This window comes from Streptomyces similanensis, from assembly GCF_039543625.1.
GTDB lineage: Bacteria > Actinomycetota > Actinomycetes > Streptomycetales > Streptomycetaceae > Streptomyces > Streptomyces similanensis.
In genome coordinates this window covers 174,777-200,684 of sequence record NZ_BAABKC010000019.1, presented here as the reverse complement: position 1 = coordinate 200,684, position 25,908 = coordinate 174,777, and the positions used below count along the sequence as shown (strand labels likewise).

26 protein-coding genes, 2 tRNA genes and 1 other RNA gene are annotated in these 25,908 nt (G+C 72.4%); 20 read left to right on the top strand and 9 right to left on the bottom strand.

Translation table 11 applies throughout. The features are described from left to right. On the bottom strand, positions 1 to 1,493 hold a 1,493-nt coding region (locus ABEB07_RS07935), incomplete at its 3' end, for a DNA polymerase III subunit gamma and tau (protein ID WP_345667580.1). A gap of 159 nt (positions 1,494 to 1,652) precedes the next feature. Then, an RNA gene (gene ffs, locus ABEB07_RS07930) (signal recognition particle sRNA small type) lies at positions 1,653 to 1,751 on the bottom strand. Positions 1,752 to 1,823: 72 nt separating this feature from the next. Here ffs and ABEB07_RS07925 point away from each other — a divergent pair. The 4 genes from ABEB07_RS07925 (at position 1,824) to ABEB07_RS07910 (ending at position 5,365) form a co-directional block, all read left to right on the top strand. Continuing rightward, positions 1,824 to 1,911: transfer RNA gene (locus tag ABEB07_RS07925), tRNA-Ser, on the top strand. Positions 1,912 to 2,207: 296 nt separating this feature from the next. Next, positions 2,208 to 4,637 carry a helicase-associated domain-containing protein gene (locus tag ABEB07_RS07920; protein WP_345667579.1) on the top strand — a complete coding sequence of 810 codons (2,430 nt, stop codon included), beginning with the start codon at positions 2,208 to 2,210 and terminating at the stop codon, positions 4,635 to 4,637. 93 nt (positions 4,638 to 4,730) lie between these two features. Beyond that, a complete protein-coding gene (locus tag ABEB07_RS07915; RefSeq protein WP_053752751.1) occupies positions 4,731 to 4,946 on the top strand; it encodes a type II toxin-antitoxin system VapB family antitoxin in 216 nt (71 codons plus the stop codon). Beyond that, positions 4,943 to 5,365, top strand: coding sequence for a PIN domain nuclease (locus ABEB07_RS07910; RefSeq protein ID WP_345667578.1), 423 nt, complete (start codon positions 4,943 to 4,945; stop codon positions 5,363 to 5,365). The genes ABEB07_RS07915 and ABEB07_RS07910 overlap by 4 nt, the downstream gene beginning before the upstream one ends. A 254-nt stretch (positions 5,366 to 5,619) precedes the next feature. Here the strand turns inward: ABEB07_RS07910 and ABEB07_RS07905 are convergent, their stop codons facing one another. Both ABEB07_RS07905 and ABEB07_RS07900 read right to left on the bottom strand, forming a co-directional pair. Next, the gene (locus ABEB07_RS07905) at positions 5,620 to 6,534 is read right to left on the bottom strand and encodes a DUF2637 domain-containing protein (RefSeq protein WP_425588972.1); all 915 of its coding nucleotides are present in this window, start codon (positions 6,532 to 6,534) and stop codon (positions 5,620 to 5,622) included. Between the two features lie 274 nt (positions 6,535 to 6,808). Further along, on the bottom strand, positions 6,809 to 6,997 hold the full coding sequence (locus tag ABEB07_RS07900; protein WP_164588969.1) for a hypothetical protein: 189 nt from the start codon (positions 6,995 to 6,997) through the stop codon (positions 6,809 to 6,811). Positions 6,998 to 7,297: 300 nt separating this feature from the next. Here ABEB07_RS07900 and ABEB07_RS07895 point away from each other — a divergent pair, with 300 nt between their 5' ends. Then, entirely contained in the window at positions 7,298 to 8,200 is a 903-nt protein-coding gene (locus ABEB07_RS07895) for a DUF72 domain-containing protein (RefSeq protein WP_345667576.1), read from the top strand. A gap of 28 nt (positions 8,201 to 8,228) precedes the next feature. Here ABEB07_RS07895 and ABEB07_RS07890 read toward each other — a convergent pair whose 3' ends face one another. Next, the gene (locus tag ABEB07_RS07890; protein ID WP_425588971.1) at positions 8,229 to 10,178 is read right to left on the bottom strand and encodes a copper resistance CopC/CopD family protein; all 1,950 of its coding nucleotides are present in this window, start codon (positions 10,176 to 10,178) and stop codon (positions 8,229 to 8,231) included. 262 nt (positions 10,179 to 10,440) lie between these two features. On the opposite strand from ABEB07_RS07890, the gene ABEB07_RS07885 reads away from it, so the two are divergent. The 3 genes from ABEB07_RS07885 to ABEB07_RS07875 all read left to right on the top strand — a co-directional run bounded on the left by ABEB07_RS07885 (position 10,441) and on the right by ABEB07_RS07875 (position 12,272). Further along, positions 10,441 to 11,052: an HhH-GPD-type base excision DNA repair protein gene (locus tag ABEB07_RS07885; protein ID WP_345667575.1), complete on the top strand. Its 612-nt coding sequence runs from the start codon at positions 10,441 to 10,443 to the stop codon at positions 11,050 to 11,052. 146 nt (positions 11,053 to 11,198) lie between these two features. Further along, positions 11,199 to 11,495, top strand: a complete 297-nt coding sequence (locus ABEB07_RS07880; protein WP_004943146.1) for a type II toxin-antitoxin system VapB family antitoxin — start codon at positions 11,199 to 11,201, stop codon at positions 11,493 to 11,495. A 156-nt stretch (positions 11,496 to 11,651) separates the two neighbouring features. Beyond that, on the top strand, positions 11,652 to 12,272 hold the full coding sequence (locus ABEB07_RS07875) for a LytR C-terminal domain-containing protein (RefSeq protein ID WP_345667592.1): 621 nt from the start codon (positions 11,652 to 11,654) through the stop codon (positions 12,270 to 12,272). 80 nt (positions 12,273 to 12,352) lie between these two features. Here the strand turns inward: ABEB07_RS07875 and upp are convergent, their stop codons facing one another. Then, positions 12,353 to 12,988 carry a uracil phosphoribosyltransferase gene (gene upp / locus ABEB07_RS07870; RefSeq protein ID WP_164581741.1) on the bottom strand — a complete coding sequence of 212 codons (636 nt, stop codon included), beginning with the start codon at positions 12,986 to 12,988 and terminating at the stop codon, positions 12,353 to 12,355. Between the two features lie 926 nt (positions 12,989 to 13,914). Between upp and ABEB07_RS07865 the strand changes: the two genes are divergently transcribed. The 8 genes from ABEB07_RS07865 (at position 13,915) to ABEB07_RS07830 (ending at position 18,614) form a co-directional block, all read left to right on the top strand. Beyond that, the gene (locus tag ABEB07_RS07865; RefSeq protein WP_164582859.1) at positions 13,915 to 14,097 is read left to right on the top strand and encodes a hypothetical protein; all 183 of its coding nucleotides are present in this window, start codon (positions 13,915 to 13,917) and stop codon (positions 14,095 to 14,097) included. A 393-nt stretch (positions 14,098 to 14,490) separates the two neighbouring features. Beyond that, the gene (locus ABEB07_RS07860; RefSeq protein WP_176152021.1) at positions 14,491 to 15,027 is read left to right on the top strand and encodes a tRNA adenosine deaminase-associated protein; all 537 of its coding nucleotides are present in this window, start codon (positions 14,491 to 14,493) and stop codon (positions 15,025 to 15,027) included. Positions 15,028 to 15,119: 92 nt separating this feature from the next. Further along, positions 15,120 to 15,548 carry a tRNA adenosine(34) deaminase TadA gene (gene tadA, locus ABEB07_RS07855; RefSeq protein ID WP_345667574.1) on the top strand — a complete coding sequence of 143 codons (429 nt, stop codon included), beginning with the start codon at positions 15,120 to 15,122 and terminating at the stop codon, positions 15,546 to 15,548. 144 nt (positions 15,549 to 15,692) lie between these two features. Beyond that, a tRNA-Ser gene (locus ABEB07_RS07850) sits at positions 15,693 to 15,777 on the top strand. A gap of 37 nt (positions 15,778 to 15,814) precedes the next feature. Next, on the top strand, positions 15,815 to 16,084 hold the full coding sequence (locus ABEB07_RS07845; RefSeq protein ID WP_176146515.1) for a hypothetical protein: 270 nt from the start codon (positions 15,815 to 15,817) through the stop codon (positions 16,082 to 16,084). After that, complete coding sequence (locus ABEB07_RS07840) at positions 16,084 to 16,377, top strand: Dabb family protein (protein ID WP_164584654.1); 294 nt, start codon at positions 16,084 to 16,086, stop codon at positions 16,375 to 16,377. The genes ABEB07_RS07845 and ABEB07_RS07840 overlap by 1 nt, the downstream gene beginning before the upstream one ends. A 201-nt stretch (positions 16,378 to 16,578) precedes the next feature. Then, entirely contained in the window at positions 16,579 to 17,448 is an 870-nt protein-coding gene (locus ABEB07_RS07835) for an RNA polymerase sigma factor SigF (protein ID WP_345667591.1), read from the top strand. A gap of 248 nt (positions 17,449 to 17,696) precedes the next feature. Beyond that, complete coding sequence (locus tag ABEB07_RS07830) at positions 17,697 to 18,614, top strand: RNA polymerase sigma factor SigF (protein WP_164584652.1); 918 nt, start codon at positions 17,697 to 17,699, stop codon at positions 18,612 to 18,614. Positions 18,615 to 18,768: 154 nt separating this feature from the next. Here the strand turns inward: ABEB07_RS07830 and ABEB07_RS07825 are convergent, their stop codons facing one another. Next, on the bottom strand, positions 18,769 to 18,969 hold the full coding sequence (locus ABEB07_RS07825) for a hypothetical protein (protein WP_164584651.1): 201 nt from the start codon (positions 18,967 to 18,969) through the stop codon (positions 18,769 to 18,771). Positions 18,970 to 19,333: 364 nt separating this feature from the next. On the opposite strand from ABEB07_RS07825, the gene ABEB07_RS07820 reads away from it, so the two are divergent. The 3 genes from ABEB07_RS07820 (at position 19,334) to ABEB07_RS07810 (ending at position 23,422) form a co-directional block, all read left to right on the top strand. Then, on the top strand, positions 19,334 to 19,858 hold the full coding sequence (locus ABEB07_RS07820) for a MarR family winged helix-turn-helix transcriptional regulator (RefSeq protein ID WP_176149625.1): 525 nt from the start codon (positions 19,334 to 19,336) through the stop codon (positions 19,856 to 19,858). A gap of 85 nt (positions 19,859 to 19,943) precedes the next feature. After that, the gene (locus ABEB07_RS07815; protein ID WP_459115374.1) at positions 19,944 to 22,439 is read left to right on the top strand and encodes an MFS transporter; all 2,496 of its coding nucleotides are present in this window, start codon (positions 19,944 to 19,946) and stop codon (positions 22,437 to 22,439) included. Between the two features lie 161 nt (positions 22,440 to 22,600). Then, positions 22,601 to 23,422: a YceI family protein gene (locus ABEB07_RS07810; RefSeq protein WP_345667570.1), complete on the top strand. Its 822-nt coding sequence runs from the start codon at positions 22,601 to 22,603 to the stop codon at positions 23,420 to 23,422. A 76-nt stretch (positions 23,423 to 23,498) separates the two neighbouring features. Here ABEB07_RS07810 and ABEB07_RS07805 read toward each other — a convergent pair whose 3' ends face one another. Beyond that, a complete protein-coding gene (locus ABEB07_RS07805; RefSeq protein ID WP_176152023.1) occupies positions 23,499 to 24,221 on the bottom strand; it encodes a GAF and ANTAR domain-containing protein in 723 nt (240 codons plus the stop codon). 351 nt (positions 24,222 to 24,572) lie between these two features. Here ABEB07_RS07805 and ABEB07_RS07800 point away from each other — a divergent pair, with 351 nt between their 5' ends. Further along, positions 24,573 to 25,046, top strand: a complete 474-nt coding sequence (locus tag ABEB07_RS07800) for a PPOX class F420-dependent oxidoreductase (RefSeq protein ID WP_176149628.1) — start codon at positions 24,573 to 24,575, stop codon at positions 25,044 to 25,046. A 45-nt stretch (positions 25,047 to 25,091) separates the two neighbouring features. On the opposite strand, the gene ABEB07_RS07795 is transcribed toward ABEB07_RS07800, so the two are convergent. Then, positions 25,092 to 25,856: a TetR/AcrR family transcriptional regulator gene (locus tag ABEB07_RS07795; RefSeq protein WP_345667569.1), complete on the bottom strand. Its 765-nt coding sequence runs from the start codon at positions 25,854 to 25,856 to the stop codon at positions 25,092 to 25,094. Between the last annotated feature and the right edge of the window lie 52 nt (positions 25,857 to 25,908).

The following is a 25,908-nucleotide window of genomic DNA, read 5'->3' as shown; positions in this document are numbered from 1 at the left end:
GCGGCCGGAGCGACGGGAGGAGCCGGCGCGGCCGGAGGCGCCGACGCGGGCGCGGGCGTCTCCTGGAAGCGGTCGGCGGCAGCCGGGGCGGCGGCCGCGGGGCCGTCGGCGGGCCCCTCGGAGGCCGCCACAGGCGTACTCACGGGAGCACCCGGCCCCCGTACGGCCGCCCGCGCCGCCGCAGCACCCCCACCAGGCACGACAGGCGCACCGCCACCGCCCCCGACACCGACACCAGCACCGGCAGGGACACCAGGGGTGCCAGGGGCACCGCCGTGGGCTTCGGCCCCGGGTACGTACCCCATCGCGGGCGCGCCCGCCCCCGTACTGAAGCTCACACCCCGCTCCAGGCGGTCGAGGCGAGCCATCACGGACCGCTCGTCGCCGTAGGCGGTGGGCAGCAGCACGCGGGCGCAGATCAGTTCGAGCTGGAGGCGGGGCGAGGTGGCGCCGCGCATCTCGGTCAGTCCCTCGTTGACGATGTCCGCGGCGCGGCTCAGCTCGGCGGCGCCGAAGGACCGGGCCTGGGCCTGCATGCGCTCGATCACGTCGGCGGGCGCGTCGATGAGGCCCTTCTCGGCCGCGTCGGGCACGGCGGCGAGGATCACCAGGTCGCGCAGCCGCTCCAGCAGGTCGGCGACGAAGCGGCGGGGATCGTTGCCGCCTTCGATGACGTGGTCGACGATCTCGAAGGCGCCCGAGCCGTTCCCGGAGGAGAAGGATTCGACGACGGAGTCGAGCAGCGAACCGTCGGTGTAGCCGAGGAGCGAGGTGGCCATGGCGTAGGTCACACCCTCCGCCGCGGCTCCGGCGAGCAGCTGGTCCATGACGGACATGGAGTCACGCACGGAACCGGCGCCGGCCCGCACCACCAGCGGGAGCACGCCCTCCGCGACGGGGATGTCCTCCTTCTGGCACACCTCGCCGAGGTAGTCCCGCAGGGTGCCCGGCGGGACGAGCCGGAAGGGGTAGTGGTGGGTGCGCGACCTGATCGTGCCGATGACCTTCTCGGGCTCGGTGGTCGCGAAGATGAACTTGAGGTGCTCCGGCGGCTCCTCGACGACCTTGAGCAGCGCGTTGAAGCCGGCCGACGTGACCATGTGGGCCTCGTCGATGATGTAAATCTTGTACCGGCTGCCGGCGGGCCCGAAGAAGGCCTTCTCCCGCAGGTCACGGGCGTCGTCCACGCCACCGTGCGACGCGGCGTCGATCTCGATGACGTCGATGGAGCCGGGTCCGTTGCGCGCGAGGTCCTGGCAGGACTGGCACACGCCGCAGGGCGTGGGCGTCGGGCCCTCCTCGCAGTTCAGGCAGCGGGCGAGGATGCGCGCGCTGGTCGTCTTGCCGCATCCGCGCGGACCGCTGAACAGGTACGCGTGATTGACCCGGTTGTTCCGCAGCGCCTGCTGCAGCGGGTCGGTGACATGCTCCTGCCCGATGACCTCGGCAAAGGACTCGGGGCGGTAGCGGCGGTACAGCGCGAGAGACGACACGCATACGAGGTTATAGGCGACCGCCGACAACCGGACGGGACAGCGGGACGGCAGCGCGACGCCCACCCCGCGGGACGGCGGAACGCCCCCGCGAACACCGCCCCCGGAACACGGACCGCGACCGGCTCAGAACACCGGACCACGACCGCCGCCCCCGGAAACGCAAGCGCCCCCCACGCACCCGCCAGAGCCGACCTACCCTTGCTGCCTTCCGGCCCTGGGGGAGTTCAGTCAGATAGCGCCGCGTGAGGGGCTGCGAGAAGCCTACCTGATGCCGAGGGCCGGGAACGAGTTCGCGAGCACTCCTCTCGGTCATGTAATGTCTCCAGCGGAGGATTCGCCTAGAGGCCTAGGGCGCACGCTTGGAAAGCGTGTTGGGGGCAACCCCTCACGAGTTCGAATCTCGTATCCTCCGCCAGTGCCTCACCGGGCACGATGTCGAAGGGCCCCCTGGAAACAGGGGGCCCTTCGACGTGTGCTGGTCGCAGTTTTAGTTGCATGCACATACCCCTATTAAGGGCATCTCGGTGAGCGGTAGCCAGATCTTCTACTGCCGACGGCTCGTCTCGTCGGGCTGGGCCCGCGGCGGGGAAGCGCTCCGGACTCTGTCTTCGTACGGCATCCGCGGATCATGGAACTGCGCCATCCTTGGCCTCGTCCCCGAAGCGGCTTCGGCCCGCCTGCGACGTTCCCTGCCTGTCGAGGTGCACCCTGATGAAGTCCCGATCGACGCTTGCGACCTGGTTGAGCGAACTCGACGGTTCCCGCCTGGCACGCGTACTCACCGTGCGGAAGGACGCAGCCTGCTCTCCGGAACCACGCTCGGTGGGGGAGCTGGCGGACCGTCTTCAACGTCCGGGGTCCGTGGCACTCGTCCTGCCGCAACTCACGCTGCCGTGCTTGCAGGCCGCCGAGGCGCTGGCCGCCCTGGGAGCCCGAGCGACCCGGGACAGCCTGGCGGAGTTACTCGGCGCGACGTCCCCTGCGGGGGTACCCGCGCTGGACACGATCCTGGAGGCGCTGTCGGATAGGGCGCTCGTGTGGCACGACGGCACCGGGGCACTCCGCATGCCTGCGCCCTTGCGGCAGGCGTGGAGCACGCCTCTGGGGCTTGACGCCCCGCTGGAGGAGCTGCTGGCCGGCACCACCTCGGAGGAGCTGCGCGGCATGCTGGTGGCCCTGAGTGTCAAGCCACCCGGCACCAAACAGCAGCGACTCGCGGCTCTGGTGGAGCACCACAGTGACGCGGAGCGGGTCGCCGCGTTGGTGGCGGGGGCACCGGCGGCCACACGGAAGTTGCTTGAGCAGAACGCCAGGTCCACGCCGCGTCGGTCGCTGTTCGTCGGGTTCGGGGCCCCTGACCCCGATCTCCAACCAGGCGCCCGGTGGGCACTCGACCGTGGGCTTCTGCTCCAGGACCATCACCGGTACGGGCCGGTCCGGATGCCGGTCGAGGTGGCTTTGGCCGTGCGGGGCGCCGATTGGCACGCTCCGTTCGATCCTCTGCCGCCCGTCACACAGTTGGTGCCCGTCACCTCTTCGGAGGTGGAGCGGGAGGCCGCGGTGGCCGCCACCGCGTTCGCGGCCCATGCCGCCTCCGTCCTCTCGGTGTGCGCGACCGCTCCACCGACCCGGCTGAAGTCGGGCGGGATCGGCGCGCGTGAACTGGCCCGGCTCGGCAAGGCCGCCCAAGCGGACGACGCCGTCGTACGCATCGCCCTGGAGACCGCTTACGCCGCCGGGCTGCTGGCTCGCGACGGCGATCGCGTACCTCCCACCGAGGCGTACGACGCCTGGGCCGAGCAGGAGCCCGCAGAACAACTCGCCGTCCTGCTCCGGGCATGGCGGGACCTGCCGCTCACCCCCACCCGAGCGCGCGACGAAGACGACAAGGCGCTGCCCGCGCTCGCCGGTGCGCCTGACTGCGGCGGCTGTCTGCAGGCTCGCCACGGGCTGCTCACCGCGGCAGCGGGGCTCCCGGCAGGACAAGGTGTGAAGGTCGCCTCGGAGCTGGGGCCGCTCGTGGCCTGGCACCGTCCGCTCGCCGACGACGCCTCGCCCCAGGACACGGCACCGTTCAGCACCGTGATCCGCGAAGGCGAACTGCTGGGCGTGCTGGCACGGGGTGCGCTGTCCCCGCTCGGTACCCACCTGGCGGCCCACGCCGACGAAGAGCTCGACACCACGGCCCGGCGGCTGCTGCCCCCCGCGACCACGACGGCCCGGATCGGCGCCGACCTCACCGCCATCGTCACCGGCACCCCGTCCGCGCGACTCGCAGCGCTGCTGGATTCGCTGGCCGACCGGGAGACCAGTGGCACGGCGTCGGTATGGCGCTTCAGTGCCGGCAGCATCCGCCGGGCCCTGGACGCCGGCCGCACCCCGGACGACATCACAGCCGACCTGGCAGCCGGCTGCGCCACCGGCCTGCCACAGCCGCTGACCTATCTCATCGCCGACACCGCACGAGGTCACGGACGGGTGCGCATCGCCCCCGCGGGCTGTGTCATCCACGGCGACGAACCCGCGCTCCTGGCCGAACTCGTCGTCCACCGCGCACTGTCCAAGCTCGCCCTGCGGCAGCTCGCCCCGACGGTCCTGGTCAGCGGCAGCCCACCCGCGACGACTCTCGCCGCGCTCCGTGCCGCGGGCTACGCCCCGGTCGCCGAGACCGCCGGGGGAACGGTCCACATCGAAAAGCGTTTGCCACAGAGGGCCGCCGCTGCCGTCCCGCCCCCGCGAAGGAACGCCGGGCGGCGCGGCCCCCGGACCACCGCAGCCCACGCCGCGGACATGCCCGCCGACGCCGGGATGGACGTCCTGGCGGACCGGCTGCTCAAGGCCCCGCCAACCGCACCAGAACCCGACCCGTTCGGCAGCGGGGTGCCTTTCGCCACGGACACCGAGGAGATCGTCGCCGGATACGCGAAGCACCTGTCGTACAGCGACGTCCGCCAGGTCGCCCATGCCATCGACACCGGTGCGGCCATCACGGTCGAGTACATCGCCACCTCGGGCAACCGCACCGTACGCACTCTCAGTGACCTGGAGCTCGACCCGCCCTACCTCGACGCCTGGTGCCACCTGCGCGAGGCGGAACGCGTCTTCACTCTCTCCCGCATCCATGGCGTGATGCCCGCGTAGGACTCGGCGGCCAAGGCCGGGTGCCCGGGTGCACGCCTTGCAGGCACCTCGCGAGATATACTTAGACCCACATTTGATATCAGGGAGGTACTCGTGAGTAGGACGGTTATCGACCTGGACGACGACCTGGTCGCAGACGTGGCCAAGGCCCTCGGGACGAGCACCAAGAAGGAGACGGTCAACACCGCTCTTCGCGAGGTGCTGGAGAGTCGACGTCGCGCCCTGGCTCTCGCCCGGCTGCGGGCCGCGGCCGGGGACGGCGCATTCGATCTGGAGCTGTTCGAGAACAAGGGGAACTACCGGCGGTGAACGCGGCCCAGTTCCTGATCGACACCAGCGCACTCGCTCGGTTCATGCGCGAGGACGCGGAGCAGTACGGCTGGGACCAGGCGGCAGCCGCCGGACTCATCGCCACCTGCCCGATCAGCGAGCTTGAGTTCTTCTACAGCGCCCGGTCGGCCGCCGACAGGGCGCGCGGCATCGAGGACATGCGCCTGATCTTCGGTTGGGTTCCCGTCGACGACCGCGCCTACGACCGCGCCTGGCAGGTCCAGGAAGCACTCACCAAACAGGGAAAGCATCGCAGTGCGGGTGCGGTGGATCTCGTCGTCGCCGCGACGGCCGAGCTGCACGGGCTCACCCTCCTACACCGCGACCACGACTTCGCCTGCATCGCGGCAGTGACCGGCCAGGCTCTCCAGTGGTACGGCCCGGAGAGCGGCAAATAGGCCGGCGACGGTTGCAGTTCTGGTTGCGTTCACCTCCGTACAGCACCGTTCAGGAGCCCCATCCGCCACAGCCGCACCGCAGGTCAGAACGCTCTGCCAGTGCCTCACCGGGCACGATGTCGAAGGGCCCCACCGTTCGCGGTGGGGCCCTTCGTCGTGCTTGGTCTCGGTTGCGGCGGCCCCGACCGGTTCGCCGGTCGGGGCCGATGTCGTTTCAGGGCCTCGCCGAGGAGGACCGGTCCGTCGGATTCACGTCAGGCGCCGGAAGGCTTCGCCGTCGCTTTCGCCGGCTTCGACGTCGGCGTCGTCTCCGGTTGTGGGGTGCGGCGTACGCGGTGGCGTGGGGCTCTGCGGCGGGGTGGGCGGGTCAGGGTGATCTGGCGTACGAGTTGCTGGAAGCAGGCCAGGGAGGCCAGGCCGGGCAGGGTGGCCGCCGACATGTCGACGATCGTCCTCGGCGCCTGGATCACGCACAGAAGCGTCGCGATGGACGAGAAGAGCAGCACCACGCACCAGGAGTGCAGCGCCCGGCGCCGGTGCAGCGCGGCGCGCAGGACGGACAGCGACGCCACCAGCCAGGGGCCGTACACCAGCAGCGGCCACCAGGAGGCGATGCCGTCGTGCATGCGGGTCACCGCGACGACGCGCAGCGGCTCGTAGGCGACCATGCCGCCGAAGAAGCTCACCGAGGAGGCGGTCACCGCGGCCGCGGCGGCCAGGACCCGGCTGGCAGTGCGGATCACGTCCGGGCGCTTGCGCTCGCGGATCCTGCGGTGGCCCCGGTACGTGTCCCGCAGCGGGGGCAGCGCGTCCGTGATCGCCTGGAGGCCGGCGGGGGGCGAGTCGGTCGGGGTGGGAGTGGATTCCCGGGCGTCGGGGGGTTCCGGGGCCGGTCCAGGCGTCGGGTCCGGCCTCGGCTCCGGCTCCGGTGCGTCGAGCGCGGGGTCCGGTGCCGGCGCCGCCTCCGGTGGGGCCGGTGCGGGCGCCGTCAGGTCCGGGGGCGTGTCCGGTGGCACGGTCCAGGCGTCCTGGACGTTCAAAACGGCCTGCGCGCTCTGGTCCGTCTCCAGGAACTGCGCGTCCTGCTGGGGCTGCGGGGGCTGGTAGAGGCCGTCCCTGGGGTCCGTCGCGGTCGGCCACTGCTGGTGCGCCAGGGCGTCCTGGAGCATGAAGGCCAGTTCCTCGGCGGGGTCCCAGGCCGAGTCCGGTGGGATCAGGGGACCCGAGAAGTACTGGGTCGGCGCCCGGTGCCGGCCCGTTCCGGGCGTGGACTCCTCGTCGGATCCGTCCAGATAGGGATTCAGATACGGATTCGAGGCGGGATAGACGTAAGGATAATCGGTGGAATATCCCGGGCGTCCATCGAATCGACCGTCGAAACGGCCGTCGGAGCGTCCGTCCGGACGTCCGTCGATGCGTTCGTCATACATGACGCGGCCCGGGCTATGCGGGACGCGAGAAGGCGGGCCGCCGGGCCGCCGGGCCGAGCCAACGCCGGGCGAGGTCGGCTTCCAGGGCGCTCATCGCGTCCAGGAAGTCCCGCAGCAGCGGCTCGGTCACCCCGGCACTCGGGTTCTGCCGCTCACGACCTGCGAGCAGCCCCAAGTACCCTTCCCCGGTTGCCTTCTTCATATCCGAACTAACGCCACCCGACTTTCCCGGATGCGCGGCAAACGGGTGAAGGAATTCCCTGATGAGACCTAAATATGCGATCGGATGTTTCGTCCGTCCAGCCGGCGAAAGGGACACGGACACCGGCATAACGCAACGGGATATATGAGGTTACGGAAAGGGCACGGAGCCGGTCGGCAGGCCCCTCGGGTGGGCCAACCTGCGGATTTGCCTTCCATCGCATCTACCGCCCGGGCCGCCGCGCGCACCGCGCGTCCGGACCGCCGTGCTCGCTGCGCCGTTCGGGGTAACCGCTGCTCCATGGGCGAGATCCTGGTCGGCGCGTGTTCGTGGACGGACCCGATGCTGGTGCGCAGCGGGTGGTACCCGGTCGGCTCCCGTGGCGCGGAGGGGCGGCTGCGGCACTACGCCGCCCGGCTGCCGGTCGTGGAGGTCGACTCGACCTACTACGCTCTCCCCGGCGAGCGCAACAGCCGGCTGTGGGCCGAACGCACGCCCGACGGATTCGTCTTCGACGTGAAGGCGTTCTCGCTGCTCACCGGGCACCCGACACGGGACGCCGCGCTGCCGCCGGACCTGCGAGAGGGTCCCGGTGCGGTGCGCGACCCCAGGGACCCGACGGTGCTGGACGCGGTGTGGGAACGGTTCGCTGAGGGCATCGGGCCGTTGCGGCGCGCGGGCCGGCTGGGCAGTGTGCTGTTCCAGTTCCCGCCGTGGTTCCGGCCGGGCCCGCGGGCCGAGGCGTTCCTCGCCGAGTGCGCCGGGCGGACCGCCAAGTGGCCCGTCTCCGTGGAGTTCCGCCATCCCGCCTGGTGGCGGGAGGAGCAGGCCGACGCGACCGCCGACCTGCTGCGCCGCCACGACTTCGCCGCCGTCGCCGTCGACATGGCGCAGGGCCTGCCCGCCTCGGTCCCGCCCGTCACGCCGGTCGCCTCACCCCGGCTCTCCGTGGTCCGCTTCCACGGGCGCAACCCCTCCTGGGGCGCCGGGAGCAAGGAGGACCGGTTCCGCCACGACTACGCCGACGAGGAACTGGCGGAGTGGGTGCCTCGGCTGCGGGCGCTCGCCCGGCGGGTGGAGCGGACGCACGTGCTGTTCAACAACTGCTGCGGCGCCGCGGCGGTACACGCCGCCGAGCGGATGCGCGCACTGCTCGACGGCGACGGCGCCCCCGCTCCCTCCCCCGCCCTCTCCTTGTTCTGATCACTCGGGCTGCTCTGATCACTCGCGCTCACGGTGTGATCCGCACCGTCCTCGATCCGCTCGCCTGGTCCAGCTCCGACACCCGGACCGTCGCCTTCGCCGTCCAGCCGCCGGGGAACGGCAGGTTCAGCGAGTCGGTGCCCCAGTAGCCGCCCCGGTCGGTGAGCCGGGCGTCGATCGGGCCGAGGTCCCGGTCGGGCAGGGAGAGGGCGAGCCGGAGTTCGGGGACGGCGGCCAAGCCGCCGTCGGGGCCGAACACCACGGCCTCCACGGCGTTCTGGCCGACCCGGCCCGGCTCCAGGGTGATCTGCACCGTGCCCCGGCCGCCGGGGGAGCCGGTGTCGAACGGGATCTCCGTGACGGAGGCGCCCGGCACCCCGGCCGTGGTGGGTGCGGCTGCTCCCGCCTCGGCCGCGGCACGGCCCGGCAGGGTGCCGCTCAGCACCGTGGAGAGGGTCAGCACCACGACGCCTACGCCGACTTCGGCCAGGACCGTGCGGCGAAGCGCGCGCAGACCGGCGGCCGCCGTCCCCAGCCGGGCCGTCCAGTGCCGCGACCGGCTCGCCACGGCCAGCAGCAGCGCCACGGCGACCAGTTTGACCAGCAGCAGCCGGCCGTACGCCGTCCCGGTGAGCGCGGACCAGGAGCCGAGGCCGCGCCAGGACTGGTACACCCCGGTGACCACGAGGACGGTGACGGCCAGGAAGGCGAGCCGGGAGAACCGGGCCGCCGTCGCCGCCGTCGCCGCTGTCGCCGTCGGCCCCACCGCGCTGCCGACGGCGACGGGGGTGGTGGCGGCGGGGTCGGCGGGCGTGGCGGGGTCGGCGGGCGTGGGGGACGTGGCGGGTGTCGTGCGGCGCAGGGTGGTGAGGAGTGCGGCAAGGCCGCCCAGCCAGACGGCCATCGCCAGCAGGTGCAGCACCGAGGAGGTCATCGCCGCGGGGACCTGGAGGCCGGCCGAGGCGTGCTCGGCGGCCGCCCAGGTCAGGGCGAGGGCCACGGCGAGGACCGCGCCGGTCGCGAGGGTGACGCGGGAGGGGACGGCAACGGCGGGAGCGGGGGCGGCGGGAGCGGGGGCGGCGGGAGCGGGGGCGGTACGTACGGCGGTACGCCCCTGCCCCGGTACGTCCGGTTCCGGCCCGCGCCCGAGGAGCCGTGCCTCTCCTTCCGGTCGGCGCCCGAAGAACCGCGCCTCCCCTTCCGGACCGCGCCCGAAGAACCGCGCCTCCCCTTCCGGACCGCGTCGGAGGAGTCGTCCGAGGAAGAGGGCCGTCGGGGCGAGCAGGGCCAGGCGGGTCAGCAGGACCGCGCCCGGACGGCCGGTCAGGGTGCGGGACAGGGCGGAGAGGGTGAGGGCCGAGGACGGGCCCGCGCCCGACTCGTAGGGCGCGCGCAGGACGAACAGCGCGAGCGTGGCCGCCAGCAGCAGCCACCAGCCCGTCGCCAGCGGTCCGCGCAGCGCGCCGGCGTCCGGCGGGCGGCACAGCAGGACGAAGGCCACCGTGCCGATGAGCAGGGCGGCCGCGCCGTACGCGGTGTACCGGGCGAGGTCGTAGAGGCTGCCGGTGAGCGGGTCCTCGGCCGGGCCGGTGTCGATCGCGGCGGGGGCGGGGGAGGGGTGGCCGACCGAGAAGGTGAAGGCGCCGGAGACCGGGTGGCTGTCCGCCGACACCATCCGCCAGGCCACCGTGAAGGTGCCCTCGCCCGACCCGGCGGGGAAGGCCACCTGGGCCGTGTCGGGGCGGCCGGGCGCGTGCCGGGGCTCGCCCGTGCGCACCCGGCGCCCGTCGGGTCCGAACAGCCGGAAGGAGTCGTCGAGCAGGCCGACGGACTCGGTGAAGGTGAGGGTGACCGCGCGGGGGGCCGCCTTCAGGACGGCGCCGTCGGCGGGGTCGCCGGAGCGCAGGGCGGCGTGGGCCGACGCGGGGCCCGCGGCGCCGAGCAGGAGGAGGACCAGTACCGCGCCGAGCAGCGCCAGACGAGGCAGCGGCCGGCGCGCACCGCCGTCCCCCGCCCGTCCCTCGCGCTGTTCGCGCCCTACGCACCGCCGTCGGGTCACGTCGCCTCTCCGTCCCGGGACTTGCCGGCTCACGGATACGTACGGGCCCGGACGGCGTAGCGCTCACCGCGCGCACCACGAGATCCGCCGCGCCGTACGACGACATCCCGACGTGCCGTGCGACGGCGTCCCGCCGTGCCGTCCGGCTGCGCTCGCCGGTCCGGCGGGAGATCATCGGGGCATGGACGTCACCCTGCACCTCGCCCAGGACCCGGAGGCCGACGCGCTGCTCGGCCGCAGCCCGCTCGCCGCGCTGATCGGGATGCTGCTGGACCAGCAGATCCCCATGGAGTGGGCGTTCAAGGGACCGGCGACGATCGCCCGGCGCATGGGCACCGAGGACCTGGACGCCCGCGAGATCGCGGCGTTCGAACCGGAGACGTTCGGCCGGCTGCTGTCCGACAAGCCGGCCGTGCACCGCTATCCCGGTTCGATGGCGAAGCGGGTGCAGCAGTTGTGCCACTACCTCGTCGAGCACTACGACGGCGATCCCGAGGCCGTGTGGCGGGGTGTGAACAGCGGGCCGGAGCTGCTGCGCCGACTGGAGGAACTGCCCGGCTTCGGCAGGCAGAAGGCGCAAATCTTCCTCGCGCTGCTCGGCAAGCAGCTCGGGGTGCGGCCCGAGGGGTGGCGGGAGGCGGCGGGGACGTACGGCGAGTCGGGGTCCTTCCGGTCCGTCGCCGACATCAGCGGGCCCGAGTCCCTGGACAAGGTACGGGCGCACAAGCAGGAGATGAAGGCCGCGGCCAAGGCGGCCAAGGCGGCCAAGGCGGCCAAAGGTGCGGGGAAGTGACGGTCGTCCACACCCTGTGGATAACCTTCGCGACACCCGGACCTCCGGTCAGGTTTCCGGTTCGCACCGGTTTGTTACTGCTTTTCCCGCCTCGTACTGCGGCGCCTGGGCTGCGCCCGGAAGCTCTTGGCCGGTAGGCTTTCCGTGTGATCTTCAAGCGCATCGGAAACGGCCGGCCGTACCCCGACCACGGCCGGGAAAGCACCCGGCAGTGGGCGGACGTCGCGCCGCGCCCGGTCCGCCTCGATCAGCTCGTGACCACCAAGCAGCAGCTCGACCTCGAGACCCTGCTCGCGGAGGACTCGACCTTCTACGGCGACCTCTTCGCCCACGTGGTCAAGTGGCAGGGCGACCTGTACCTGGAGGACGGCCTCCACCGCGCGGTGCGGGCGGCGCTGCAACAGCGTCAGGTGCTGCACGCGCGCGTGCTCGAACTGGACTGACCGGACCGACCGGACCGAACCGGGCCCCCGCGCGCGGCGGTCGGGCGACCGCTTGGACCTTTCGGGTTCTGCTGGGCCGTATCCGATGATCATCCAGTAGGAAACACTGCCCGGGCGCACTACGCTGCGCCCATGAGCATGCTCACTCCCCCCGGCATGGGCGGGAAGTACCGGATCACGGGCAACAAGTACCCGCGGATGCGCAGGCCCCGGCGACACGGCAGGCTCGCGGCCCTTTCCGCCGCCTCCGTCGTCGCGCTCGGTGTGATCGGCTGGGGCACCCTGCAGCTCATCGACGTCTTCACCGGCGGCGAGAAGGCCGCGGCGGCCGGCGGCAAGACGCACTGCGCGACCGACGCGGCGGTCAAGTCGGCGCCCGCGCGGCCGAGTACGGCGCCGGCGCTGCCCAAGCCGGGCGCCATCACCGTCAACATCCTTAACGCCACGCCCCGCGGCGGACTGGCCAAGGAGACCGCGGACGAGCTGAAGAAGCGCGGCTACCGCATCGGGCAGGTGGGCAACGCGCCCAAGGAGTTCGACAAGAAGGTCAAGGGCGCGGGGGTCCTGCTCGGACCGGCCTCCGCCCTGAACACCTCGCTGCCCGTGCTGGGGACCCAGCTGCCGGGCGCGGAAAAGCGTACGGACACCCGCAAGGGGACCGACGTCGATCTGATCATCGGTACCGGATTCCACCAGCTCGCGCAGAAGCCGGCCGCGGACAAGGCGATGGCCGCGCTGACCGCGCCGGCGCCGGCCGCCCCGAAGAAGGGGTGCTGACGGCCGGCTCGGCGTGACCGGCCCGGCGTGGGCCGGCACTGACCGGCGTGGGCCGGCCCGGGTCCGGCGAGTCTGTCTGGTTACTCCGCCGAGCCGTACATCCGGTCGCCCGCGTCTCCGAGGCCCGGGATGATGTAGCCGTGCTCGTTCAGGTGTTCGTCCACGGACGCCGTCACGACCGTGACCGGGGTGCCCGCCAGGTCGCGTTCCATGACCGCGACGCCCTCGGGGGCGGCCAGCAGCACCACGGCGGTCACGTCGTCGGCGCCGCGCTTGATCAGCTCCTGGATCGCCGCGACCAGCGTGCCGCCGGTGGCGAGCATGGGGTCGAGGACGTAGACCTGACGGCCGGAGAGGTCCTCCGGCATCCGGGTGGCGTACGTCGAGGCCTGCAACGTCTCCTCGTTGCGGATCATGCCCAGGAAGCCCACCTCGGCGGTCGGCAGCAACCGCACCATGCCGTCCAGCATGCCGAGTCCGGCCCGCAGGATCGGCACCACCAGCGGACGCGGGTGGGACAGCTTGACGCCGGTGGTCTGCGCGACCGGGGTGGAGATGTCGACCTGCTCGGTCCGCACGTCCCGGGTCGCCTCGTAGGCGAGCAGGGTGACCAGCTCGTCGGCGAGCCGGCGGAAGGTGGCGGAGTCGGTGCGGCGGTCGCGCAGCGTGGTGAGCTTGTGAGCGACCAGGGGGTGGTCGACGACATGGAGACGCATGTTCCAACAGTAACCGGGCGTCGTCTCCCCCCGCCGCCCCTGGTCCCGGCGCCGGGCGGACCGCCGGGCCGGCGCGGTCCGTACGGCCGCTGCCCCGCCCCCGCCGTCGCCGGGTCCGCGCCGTTCCGCGTCGCCGTGGCATCAAACGCGCTGTCCGAGGGAAGGCGGGAGGGACGGACTGGGGTGATGAACCAATGCCTGACCGGCACTCCCGCAAGGAACCGTCGCCGCGCGCGCAGCTCGGGACGGCGGACACACCGGACCCGGCGGTCCTCACACGGACCGCGGAGGATCCCGCACGGACCGCGAACCGCACGAGAGCGTCGAGCCGCGCGCAGACGACGAGCCGGACGCGGCGGACGCCGGGCCGCACGCGCGCCTCGTCCGAGCGCGGGCAGGCGTCGGAGCGGGGGCGACTGCCGGACCACGGGCAGGCGCCGGACCGCACACAACCGCAGGACCGCGGGCAACCGCAGGACCGCGCGCAAGCGGCGGACCGGCCCCCGGACGCGCGCCGATCCCAGGCCACGTCCCGGCCCCAGGCCATGTCGTCCCGGTCCCGGGCCACGGACCGCCCCCGGGCCACGGACCGGCCCCGGGCCACGGACCGATCCCGGGCCACCGACACCGGCCGCGCCCAAACCGCTGACCGCGCTCAGGACGCCGACCAAGACCGGACCGCATACCCGGCCCGGACCACTGACCGTGCTCAGGACGCCGTCCGGGACCGGGCCGCAGACCCTGCCCGGACGGCAGACCCTGCCCGGATCGCGGACTCAGCCCGGACCGTAGACCCGGCCCAGACCACGGACGCAGCCCGGCCCGCGGACGCGGCCCGAACCGCAGACCCGGCCCGAACCACGGACGCGGCCCGAACCACGGACGCGGCGGCCCGGACCGCAGACCCCGCCCAGACCGCCGACCAAATTCAGGCGGCCGCCCTGCGGGCTCTCGGGGTCGAGGAGAGCGACACCCAGCGGCGGCGGCGCCGGGCCCAGTTCCTGCGCGATCTCGCCGAGGCGCGCGAGCTGCGCGACCGGGTCCAGCCGCGCCGCGCCAAGGCGGCCCGGCTGCGCCACGCGATGCGGATGCGCACCTTCCGCTGGTAGGCCGCCGACCCGCCGCACCACGCCGCGCGTTCGCCTCCTCCCACCGGCGGCGGCGCCGACCCGTCCGGCCCAGTGCGCGCCCGGCGGCGCGGCGCGCCGCGCGCGGACGCCACGCGGGCAAAAGCCGACACCCGCACGGGCGTTGGGCGGCGGTCGTGCGTGAGCGGCGGGCAAAGCCGCGTACGATCCGCAGGTGGCGGCAATGAGTGCGCTGGTGAGTCCTTCACCGGCGTACGGCAAAACAGCCGGACACAGGGTGCCGAAGACGTCCCCTGAAGGCCTTGTTTCTGCCACGATTCCGAGTGGGCGGGGCTCGGAGCCAGCTCTCCCCGCCCAGTACCTCCGCCGGGGGGACCCCCAACCGGCACGCCTATGACCAGTGGGAGAGTCACGGTGTACTTCGCCGCACTGCTCGCGCGCACCGAAGACGGGTGGGAAGCGAGCGACACAGAGCTCGACGATGTGGAGACGCTGTCCGACCTGGCAGACCTGGCCCGGGAGGCCTCACCGGAGGACGACACCGTGCTCGTCCTCATCGAGCAGGAGGACGCGTGGTTCGGCGTCGTACGCGTGGACGGCGAGGACGACCCTCGTATCTACGTCTCGGACGCCGCGGCCGCGGCCCGCAGCTCGTACGGCGAGATCCTGCTCACCGACGAACTGCTCGGCCGGGAGCCCGGTGACGACGGCCCCGACCTGGACGCCCTCGACCTCGACGGCACGGAGGACGGCGAGCCCTCGTCCGCCGAGGACGACGAGGAGGAGGCCGGTTCGGCCGACACCATCACGCACAGTCCGCTGGGCGACGGCCGGATCCTCGACGACCTGGGCGTCACCGAGAAGGAGCTGCGCGCCCTGGACGCGGACGACGCGCTGAACGCGATCGCCGAGTCCCTGGGCGCCTCGGAGGTCCTGGAGACCGTCCGCTGACCCCGCACCCACCGCACCCGCCCGAGGAGCACGACCCGGGAGCCGTACGGGGCCGTCGGCCGGACCCCGTACGCGACCCCTGGCGGGCGGCCATGCTGCGCGCCCTGGACGAGGCCGGGCGGGCCGTCGCGGGCGGGGACGTCCCCGTCGGCGCCGTCGTGCTCTCGGCCGACGGCGCCGTGCTCGGGGCCGGGCACAACGAGCGCGAGGCCACCGGCGACCCGACGGCCCACGCCGAGGTCCTGGCGATCCGGCGGGCCGCCGCGCGGGCCGGCCAGTGGCGGCTGTCCGGCTGCACGCTGGTCGTCACGCTGGAGCCGTGCACGATGTGCGCGGGCGCCATCGTGCTGTCCCGCCTCGACCGGGTGGTCTACGGCGCCCGCGACGAGAAGGCGGGCGCCGCCGGCTCGCTCTGGGACGTCGTGCGCGACCGCCGGCTCAACCACCGGCCCGAGGTGATCGAGGGCGTGCGCGCCGAGGAGTGCGCCGGCCTGCTCACCGACTTCTTCCGGGACCGCTGAAGGCCCTCTCAGGGCTCGCCGAACGGACGCCGAACGGCGCCGAGCGGATGCCGAGCGGACGCTGAGGGCTCGCCGAGTGCTCGCTGAGACCGGCCGCCGGAATGGATTTCTGACCACGGCCCACCGTGCTGTAAGGTCTCCCTCGGTAGCGTGTCCGAGCGGCCGAAGGAGCTCGCCTCGAAAGCGAGTGTGGCGCAAGTCACCGAGGGTTCAAATCCCTCCGCTACCGCTCTTGAAGGGCCCCGTCCGATCGGACGGGGCCCTTCGTGCGATCATCTGCGATCATCGACAGCGCTCGGCCCGCAGCCGGCGACGACGGGGCCGCCGGACAGGGCAACCAGCGACAGGGGGAGGCCGCGATGGCGGTGAACGCCAAGAAGATCGTCGTCTATGCACTCGTGGTCTTCGCGCTCTACGTGATCATCACGGACCCGGCCAAGGCCGCGGACTACGTCCAGATAGGGTTCCAGGGCATATCGGACGCGGCCGGGGCCATCGGCGACTTCATGACCTGGGCCGCCAACGGAGGTAAGTGATGATTCGCCACCTGGTCCTCTTCAAGCTCGACGAGGGCGTCGAGCGCGACGAACCCCGCGTCGCGGCCGGCGTCGAGGCCTTCCGCGCCCTCGGCGGCCAGATCGACGAGCTGCGCTTCTGGGAGTGCGGCTGGAACACCAGCGACCGCCCCATCGCCTACGACTTCGCGATCAACTCGGCCGTCGAGGACGCGGACGCGCTCAAGCGGTACCTGGAGCACCCGGCCCACCAGGCCGGCGTGGCCCAGTGGCGCGAGTTCGCCACCTGGGTGATCGCGGACTACGACTTCTGAACCGTACGGCCGCGCGAGCGCGCGGTCGGCCCCGCACCGGAGAGGATGCCCTCAGGCGCCCCGGCCAGGTGCGGGGCTTCGCCATGCCGCACGATCTTTTCGTCCTTCAACACGTGCATATGCGGTGCTTGAACACTCTGCACCTGTCTTGTGATGCTATGACCGCTTTTGACGGATGAGTTGATCGATGAAGAGGTGGCGTTGACCGTGTCGGCCAGTACTGCGCCGCCCCAGGAAGAGGCTCCCGCCGAGGCCGCACCCCCCGGGCCCGCCGGGGCGCCGGTCGCCGCCCCGGCGCCGGAGAAGCGGCGCGGCGCCGACACCCGGGCCCTCACCCAGGTGCTCTTCGCCCAGCTCAAGGACCTGGAGCCGGGCACCTCCGAGCACGCCCGCGTGCGCGGGGCGCTCATCGAGGCCAACCTCCCCCTGGTGCGCTACGCCGCCGGCCGCTTCCGCTCCCGCAACGAGCCGATGGAGGACGTCGTCCAGGTCGGCACCATCGGCCTGATCAACGCCATCGACCGCTTCGACCCCGACCGGGGCGTGCAGTTCCCGACCTTCGCGATGCCGACCGTCGTCGGCGAGATCAAGCGCTACTTCCGCGACAACGTCCGCACCGTGCACGTGCCGCGCCGGCTGCACGAGCTGTGGGTGCAGGTCAACAGCGCCACCGAGGACCTGACGACCGCCTTCGGCCGCTCCCCCACCACCGCCGAGATCGCCGAGCGGCTGCGCATCACCGAGGAGGAGGTGCTCTCCTGCATCGAGGCGGGGCGGTCGTACCACGCGACCTCCCTGGAGGCCGCGCAGGAGGGCGACGGGCTCCCCGGGCTGCTGGACCGGCTCGGCTACGAGGACCCCGCCCTCGACGGCGTCGAGCACCGCGACCTGGTCCGCCACCTCCTGGTCCAGCTCCCCGAACGCGAACAGCGGATCCTGCTGCTGCGTTACTACAGCAATCTGACCCAGTCCCAGATCAGCGCGGAACTCGGCGTCTCCCAGATGCACGTCTCCCGGCTACTGGCACGTAGCTTCCAGCGACTGCGATCCGCAAACAGGATCGAGGCGTAACCCGCACGGGCGATTCGCTCACCAGGACAGATCCCGACAAGAACGGTCCGACTGATCGTCAGACCCCTTTCCGCCAGGGCCGTTTCATGAATCGGATGTCGACATGTCACTACGGCGCGTTGCCGACATGTGACATTCTGCGGGAAGCGCGTTTGCCGTGGCTTCGGCTCCGGTATTCAGGTGAGGGCTGAGGTTCTCTTTCGTCGGAGGGCCCGGCCGCGACCGTCCCGCGACCCAGAGGGGGTGGCATGTCCGCAGAACAGGGCAGCTCCGAGGTGCTGACGCTCACCAAGAGCGAGGCCCCTTCCCTGGCTTCCCCGGCGCTCCAGCCGATCGACGCCCTCGACGACGTGGCGCCCCTCGCGGCCGCGCCGGACCCGGCACCGGTGCTGGAGGCCCCGGGGGCCATCGACACCCGCACCCTGTCCCGCTCCCTGTTCCTGCGGCTCGCCGCGCTGGACGAGGACAGCCCCGAGCGCGCCTACGTCCGGGACACCCTCATCGAGCTGAACCTCCCCCTGGTCCGCTACGCGGCCGCCCGCTTCCGCTCCCGCAACGAGCCGATGGAGGACATCGTCCAGGTCGGCACCATCGGCCTGATCAAGGCGATCGACCGCTTCGACTGCGAACGCGGCGTGGAGTTCCCGACGTTCGCGATGCCGACCGTCGTCGGCGAGATCAAGCGCTTCTTCCGCGACACGTCGTGGTCGGTGCGGGTGCCCCGGCGCCTCCAAGAGCTGCGGCTCGCGCTCACCAAGGCCAGCGACGAGCTGTCGCAGAAGCTGGACCGGTCGCCCACCGTCGCCGAACTCGCCACCGTGCTGGGCGTGTCGGAGGAGGACGTCGTCGACGGCCTCGCGGTCGGCAACGCCTACACCGCCTCGTCCCTCGACTCCCCGGCCCCCGAGGACGACGGCGGCGAGGGCTCGCTCGCGGACCGCCTCGGCTACGAGGACTCGGCCCTTGAGGGCGTGGAGTACCGCGAGTCGCTCAAGCCGCTGCTCGCCAAGCTGCCGCCCCGCGAGCGGCGGATCATCATGCTGCGCTTCTTCGCCAACATGACCCAGTCGCAGATCGGCGAGGAGGTCGGCATCTCCCAGATGCACGTCTCCCGGCTGCTGACCCGGACCCTGGCGCAGCTGCGGGACGGCCTCATCTCCGACTGAGGTCGTCTCCGACCGAGGTCATCTCCGACCGAGGCCCGGCTCCGGCCGGACCGGCCCTGCGGCGCGACGCCGGGGGCGGGCACGACTCATGGCCGCCGACACGCTCTCCCGAGCGCGTCGGCGGCCGTCGTATGTCCGTCTGTGCGCGACCCGTCTACTTGAGCGCCAGCCAGGCGACGGCCGCGACGACGACCACGGCGACGACGACACCGACGATCAGGCCGATGCGCGGACCGGAGGAGGTCTGCGGCTGCTGCCTGCCGCCCTGCGGGGCGGCATCGTCGACGAACGCACGGAACATCTGGGTGCTGCCGGCGGGGTCGTGGTTGCCCTGGGGGCCCTGCGTGTTAGCCATGGCCCGAGACCCTAGCGAAGACGCCGGCCGCTGCCCAAGTGGGGGTATGTGTCCGTGGCTTGATCGGTACCCGAGTCCGGGGTAGCCGAGCTGGGGGCTGCGCCCCCAGACCCCGCTTCGGCCTGGACGGCCTCGTCCTCAAGCGCCGGACGGGCTGGGGATGCCCCCGAGCCGAGAAGGCGTCGCGCGTCTCGCCCACTCACACCGAATGGGTCGGCGATCACGAGTCAGCTCTACTCACCTGCTGCTTTACATTCGCAATACTTGTCTTTGCCAAGTTTTTGCGTCCATCACCCCGTACTTGTTTGCTTGGGGCAACCAACCCCTTCTATGGTTGCCCCAAGCAACAATTACGGGAGGTGTGATGGCCGAGCGGGCGCAGTACGAAGAACTGGCGCGTCAGCTCAGTGCCGTCGGCGCCGTGAAACGGGACATGGGGCGGATCCTGCCGCCCGACTGCCCGGCCGGCTCCGCCGCCGCGCTGACCCTGCTCGGCCGCCACGGCGACATGCGCATGAGCAGGCTCGCCGAGCTGCTCGCCGTGGACATGTCGGTGACCAGCCGGCACGTCGCGCACGTCGCCGCCCGCGGCTGGATCGAACGGCTGCCGGACCCGGCGGACAGGCGCTCGCGCATCCTGCGCCTGACGCCCGCCGGCGTCGACCAGCTCGACGAGCTGTCCCGCCGCACCACGCACCTGTTCGCGGAGCGGCTGAGCGACTGGACCGACGACGAGGTCGGTCAGCTCATCCGGCTGATGGGCCGGCTGCGCGACAGCTTCGGCGACTGCCGGTCCACCCCGGTCCGGCTCCCCGCCCCGATGGCCGAGCAGGCCGCGCCCGCGGCCCCCGTACTCCAAGAGACCACCCGTACACCCGCAAGCACGTAAGTAAAGGAAGCCCATGGCAACGACCACACCAGCCGGTGTGCGGGCTCACGCCAAGCGTGGGGGAGACTCCCCGGGCGACGCTCCGATGACGCACCGGCAGATCATGGAGGCGCTCTCCGGGCTGCTGCTCGGCATGTTCGTGGCGATCCTGTCGTCCACGATCGTCTCCAACGCCCTGCCGAAGATCATCGGCGACCTCGGCGGCGGCCAGTCCGCCTACACCTGGGTGGTCACGGCGGCCCTGCTGTCGATGACCGCGGCGACCCCCCTGTGGGGCAAGCTCGCCGACCTGTACAGCAAGAAGGCGCTCGTCCAGATAGCCCTGATCATCTACGTCGTGGCGTCGATGGCGGCCGGGCTCTCGCAGAACCCCGCCATGCTGATCGTCTGCCGCGTGATCCAGGGCATCGGCACCGGTGGTCTGTCCGCGCTGGCGCAGATCGTCATGGCCGCGATGATCTCCCCGCGTGAGCGCGGCCGCTACTCCGGTTACCTGGGCGCCACGTTCGCCGTCGCCACCGTCGGCGGCCCGCTGCTCGGCGGTGTCATCACCGACACCTCGTGGCTGGGCTGGCGCTGGTGCTTCTACGTCGGCGTCCCGTTCGCGGTGATCGCCCTGATCGTGCTCCAGAAGACCCTGCACCTGCCCGTCGTGAAGCGTCAGGTGAAGGTCGACTGGCTCGGCGCGCTCCTGATCTCCGCGGCCGTCTCGCTGCTGCTGATCTGGGTCACCTTCGCCGGTGACAAGTACGACTGGATGTCGTGGCAGACGGCCGTGATGGTCGCCGGCTCCGTCGCCCTCGGCGCGCTGTTCGTGCTGGCCGAGGCCAAGGCGTCCGAGCCGATCATCCCGCTGCGGCTGTTCCGCAACCGCACCATCACGCTGGCGTCGCTCGCCTCGCTCTTCGTGGGCATCGCGATGTTCACCGGCACCGTCTTCTTCAGCCAGTACTTCCAGCTGGCCCGCGACAAGTCCCCGACGATGTCGGGCGTGCTGACCATCCCGATGATCGGCGGTCTGTTCGTCTCCTCCACCGTCTCCGGCCAGTTCATCACCCGTACCGGCCGCTGGAAGGCGTGGCTGGTCAGCGGTGGCGTCCTGGTGACGGCCGGCCTGGGCCTGCTCGGCACCATCCGGTACGACACGGACTACTGGAAGATGGCCATCTTCATGGCCCTGCTCGGTCTCGGCATCGGCATGATGATGCAGAACCTGGTGCTGTGCACGCAGAACCAGGTCGACCCGAGCGACCTCGGCTCGGCCAGCTCCACGGTCACCTTCTTCCGCTCCCTGGGCGGTGCGGTCGGCGTCTCCGCGCTGGGCGCCGTGATGGCCAGCCGCATCACCGACTACGTCAAGGACGGCCTGGCCGACCTCGGCCCGAAGTACGCGCAGCTGGCCGGCGGTTCCGGCTCCGGCACCAGCAGCATCCCGGACATGGACGCGCTGCCCGCCCCGCTGCGCACGGTCATGGAGAGCGCCTACGGGCACGGCATCGCCGACATCTTCATGATCGCGGGCGCCATGGCGGCGATCGCCTTCCTGATCACGCTGTTCATCAAGGAGGTCCCGCTGCGCACCAAGGGCGCGCTGGCGCAGGGCGCCGAGGCGGCGGCCGCCCCGGTGGACCCGGCCGCGGCCCCGGCCGTCGCCGAGGCGCAGACCCAGGCCCCGCTCGTCGAGGCCGCGTCCGACACGTTCACCCCGGCCGAGGAGCGCCTGTCCGGCCGGACCGGCGCCGAGGCGGGTCCGGAGGGCACCCAGCGGCTGTCCGCGGTGGCCACCCTCGCTCCCGAGGGAGCGGGTTCCGGTGCGGGCGGCGGGATCCCGGTGCACGGGTTCGTGCGGGGTGCGGAGAGTGCTCCGGTGGCGCGGGCGGCGGTGACGCTGATCTCGCTCGCGGGCCGTCAGCTGGGCCGTTCGGCCGCGCGGGCCGACGGCGCCTACACGATCGACGCGCCGGGCGCGGGCTCGTACGTGCTGATCGCCTCCGCGGACGGGTTCCAGCCGCAGGCCTCCACCGTCGTGGTCAACGACGAGCCGGTCGCCTTCGACATCCTGCTCAGCGGCACCAGCGGCCTCACCGGCACGGTCCGCTCCGCCGACAGCGGGCTGCCGGTCAAGGGCGCCATGGTGATCGTCACCGACGTGCGCGGCGACCTGCTCGCCACCGGGACCACCGGGGAGGACGGCGCGTTCTCCTTCACGGAGCTGGTGCCGGGCGCGGTCACCGTCGCGGTCAACGCCGCCGGCCACCGCCCCCGCGCCCTGCCCGTCGAGATCGGCGGTACCGGCGTCACCCGCGTCGGGATCGACCTGGACGCCGGCGCGCAGCTCCAGGGCGTGGTGCGGGCTCCGCACGGTCCTCTGGCCGACGCCCGCGTCACCCTGGTCGACGCGGCGGGCAACGTGGTCGCCACCGCCACCACCGGTGCTGACGGCGCCTACGCCTTCACCGACCTCGGCAGCGGCGACTACACCGTCATCGCCACCGGCTACCCCCCGGCCGCCACCGCCCTGACCGTCACCGGCCACGGCGTCGACGGCCACGACATCCACCTCGCCCACCCCGGCGAGTAACCCACAGCCGGCCCGCGGCGGGCGCGCTCCGAGCGACGGCGCGCTCCCGCCCGGGCCGGCCGATTTTTCTGCCGATTTATTCAGGTTTCCACCGTGGGTGCGCCCGGACGGGCCGGACCGGTCCGACGGCGCACACACCATCGAAGGGGAAGAGAAACGGGATGGGACTGACCGCGAGGATCCGCACCCGGGACGGATGGGCCGTGTCGCACGCGGTCGTCACGGTGACCGACATGAGCGGCGCCCAGGTACTGCGCGCCGAGGCCGACCACGAGGGCGCCGTCCGCGACACCACCCACCTGGCGCCCGGCGCCCACACCGTCATCGTCACCGCCGTCGGCTACCAGCCCACCGCCGCCAGCGCCCTCGTCACCGCGAGCGGCCGCGCCGAGATCGGCACCCTCACCCTGGCCCGCCAGGGCGGCAGCGAACTGCCCCCGCCCGGACCCTGGACCGTCGACCCCGCCCACTCCTCCGTCGCCGCCGTCGCCCAGCACCTCGGCATCTCCAGCGTCCACGGCCGCTTCACCGACTTCACCGCCACCCTCGACATCGCCCCCGACGACGTCACCAAGTCCCGCGTCGAAGCCGTCATCCACGCCGCCTCCATCGACACCGGCAACACCCTGCGCGACCAGCACCTCACCTCCCCCGACTTCCTCGACACCCAACACCACCCCCACATCACCTACCGCTCCACCCACCTCACCGCCGACGGCCCCGACCACTGGACCGTCCACGGCGAACTCACCATGCACGGCATCGCCCGCCCAATCGACCTCCGCCTCGCCTACCTCGGCACCGGCGCCGACCCCTGGGGCGGCACCCGCGCCGCCTTCCGCGCCACCACCGAACTGCGCCGCGAGGACTTCGCCATGAACTACAACCAGGTCCTCCAAGCAGGCATCGCCGCCATCGGCACCACCCTCAGAATCGAACTCGACATCCAGGCCGTCCAGGGAGACACCCTCCCCACCGCCTGAGCACCGGCCACGACGCACAGGGCGGGCCCGCGATCACCGCGGGCCCGCCCTCGTCGTGCGCTGACGTCCGGTGCCGTCAGGTCGCCCTCTTCGTGTCGACGATCCGCCGGGCGATGTCCCGCAGCTTGACGTTCTCCCGCTGCGAGGTGCGCACCAGGCTGTCGAACGCCTCGGCCGCGTCGATGTCCCGCCGCTCCATGAGGATGCCGGTGGCCTGGCCGATCAGGTCGCGGGTGCGCATCGCCTCGGTGAGCTGCTCGCGCACGGTCGCCGAGTCCAGGGCGAGGCTCACGTGCGCGGTGTACAGCCGGCCGATCCGGGTGGCGTCGGCGTCGAAGGCGCGCGGTTTGGCGGCGTAGGCGGTGAGCACGGTCAGCCGCCGCTTCTCGGCGCGCAGCCGCAGCGCGAGCGCCGAGCGCAGCCCCACGTCGGCCAGCGGCCGGCCGCCGTCCTCGGTCTCGCCGTCCGTCAGCCGCACCACGGGCGCCTGCCAGAGCTGGTCCCAGTACGACGCCTGCGGCGGGCCGTCGCCGGATTCCTCCGCGGTGCGCACGACCTCGTCGGTCCAGGCGACGCAACGGCGGTGGCCGTCGCGTTCCATCACCGAGATGCCCGCGTGCTCCGCCCCCGGCAGCAGCCGTACCGCGAGGCGCACGGCGACCTGCATGGTGCTGTCGGGAGTCTGGGTGTCGTGCAGTTGACGAGCCGCCACGGTCAGCGCTTCGGCCAGCTCGATGTCTCCCCGAAAATGGGGCAAATCAGAAAAGTCGGACGCAGGCACCACGAACCTCTTCGGCATGCATGGCGCTGAGGCCATGCGCAGGAGAGCTCCGCAGCACATTCCCGACTGCGAGCACAGGACGAACAGAACCTTATCTCGTCCGTCCTCGCGATTTACGCCCTGGTAGACGGTCGGCTCACGCCCCGACGCGCCGACGTGGCACGGCCCTTGGGCGACCGGTACGCGCCGGAGTCCCAGGGCCTCTCGTTTGGATCAGGCCGGATCAGGGAGCGGGGTCTGGTGCCGTGCATCGCAAGGCGGAGGAGGGCGTCATGGCGGAGCCATGGCAACCGACGACAACGCGGCGAGGTGCGGCACCAGGGCCCGCGAGCCCGGCCTGATCCAAACGAGAGGCCCTAGGCTGCGGGCATGGCACCGAACATCGCGAGCAACACCCGCGTCTCGCGGGACGAACTGCTGGACTTCGTACGGCCCCGCCACCGCGCCCTGCTGCTGACCCGCCGCTCCGACGGCGGACCGCAGGCCTCGCCGCTGACCTGCGGGGTGGACGACTCCGGGCGGATCGTGGTCTCCACCTACCCGGAGCGCGCCAAGACCCGCAACGCCAAGCGGGACGACCGGGTGAGCCTGGTCGTGCTGAGCGACGAGTGGAACGGGCCGTGGGTGCAGATCGACGGCGTCGCCGAGGTGATCGACGCGCCGGACTCGGTGGAGCCGCTCGTCGAGTACTACCGCAACATCGCCGGGGAGCACCCCGACTGGGACGAGTACCGCCGGGCCATGCGCGAACAGGGCAAGTCGATCATCCGGATCACCCCGGAGCGGTGGGGGCCGGTGGCCACGGGCGGCTTCCCCGCACGCCTGGTGAACGACGACGCGTAGGGCATCTCACCTGACCGGGCCGGGCGGCCCCGGTCGGGCGGGCGGTCAGCCGCGGGCGGCCATCGCGTCGATCCCCGCGACCAGCAGGTCCAGGGCGAAGGCGAAGTCGCGGTCGAGGCTCTCCGCCACCGTCTCGCCGTCCCGCACCGCCACGACGTCATGGGCCCCCTCGGTCGCCCCCGCGGTCTCCGGGGCCCGGCTCATCGAGTCCGGGAGCTGCCGGTGGTACTCCTCGGGCGACAGCCCCGAGTCCGCGATCCGGCCGAGGAGATGGCCCTCGATCGTGCCGTAGCCGTAGACGAACTGGAAGACGGCCGAGATCGCGCCCGTGACGCCGTGCGGGGGCAGGCCGGTGCGGCCGATGACGCGCCGCACCTCGCGGGAGCAGGCGAGCGCGTTCGGGCCGATGTTGAGGTAGCGGCCGGCGAGCGGCGACAGCCAGGGGTGGCGCACCAGCAGCGCCCGGTATCCGACGGCCAGGGCGCGCAGCTCGCCGCGCCAGTCCTCGCCGGTGTCCGGGCGGGGCAGCGGCAGCTCGCCGAAGGCGGCGTCGAGGGCGAGTTCGAGCAGGTCGTCCTTGGTGTCGACGTACCAGTACACGGACATCGCCGTGACGTTCAGCTCGGCGGCGAGCCGGCGCATGGAGAAGCCGGTGAGGCCCTCGGCGTCCAGCAGCCGCACCGTGGCCCCGGTGATCCGCGCCCGGTCGAGCCCGGACGGCTGCCCGCCGCCCCGCCCGGACCGGCGCTCCTTGCCCGCCAGCCAGACACTGCGGCGCGCCGCGCCCTCGGCCCCGGCTGCCTTCACCATGGCGCACCTTCCTCGACTCCCGAACCGGCGGACACGCGAAGGGAGCCTCCTG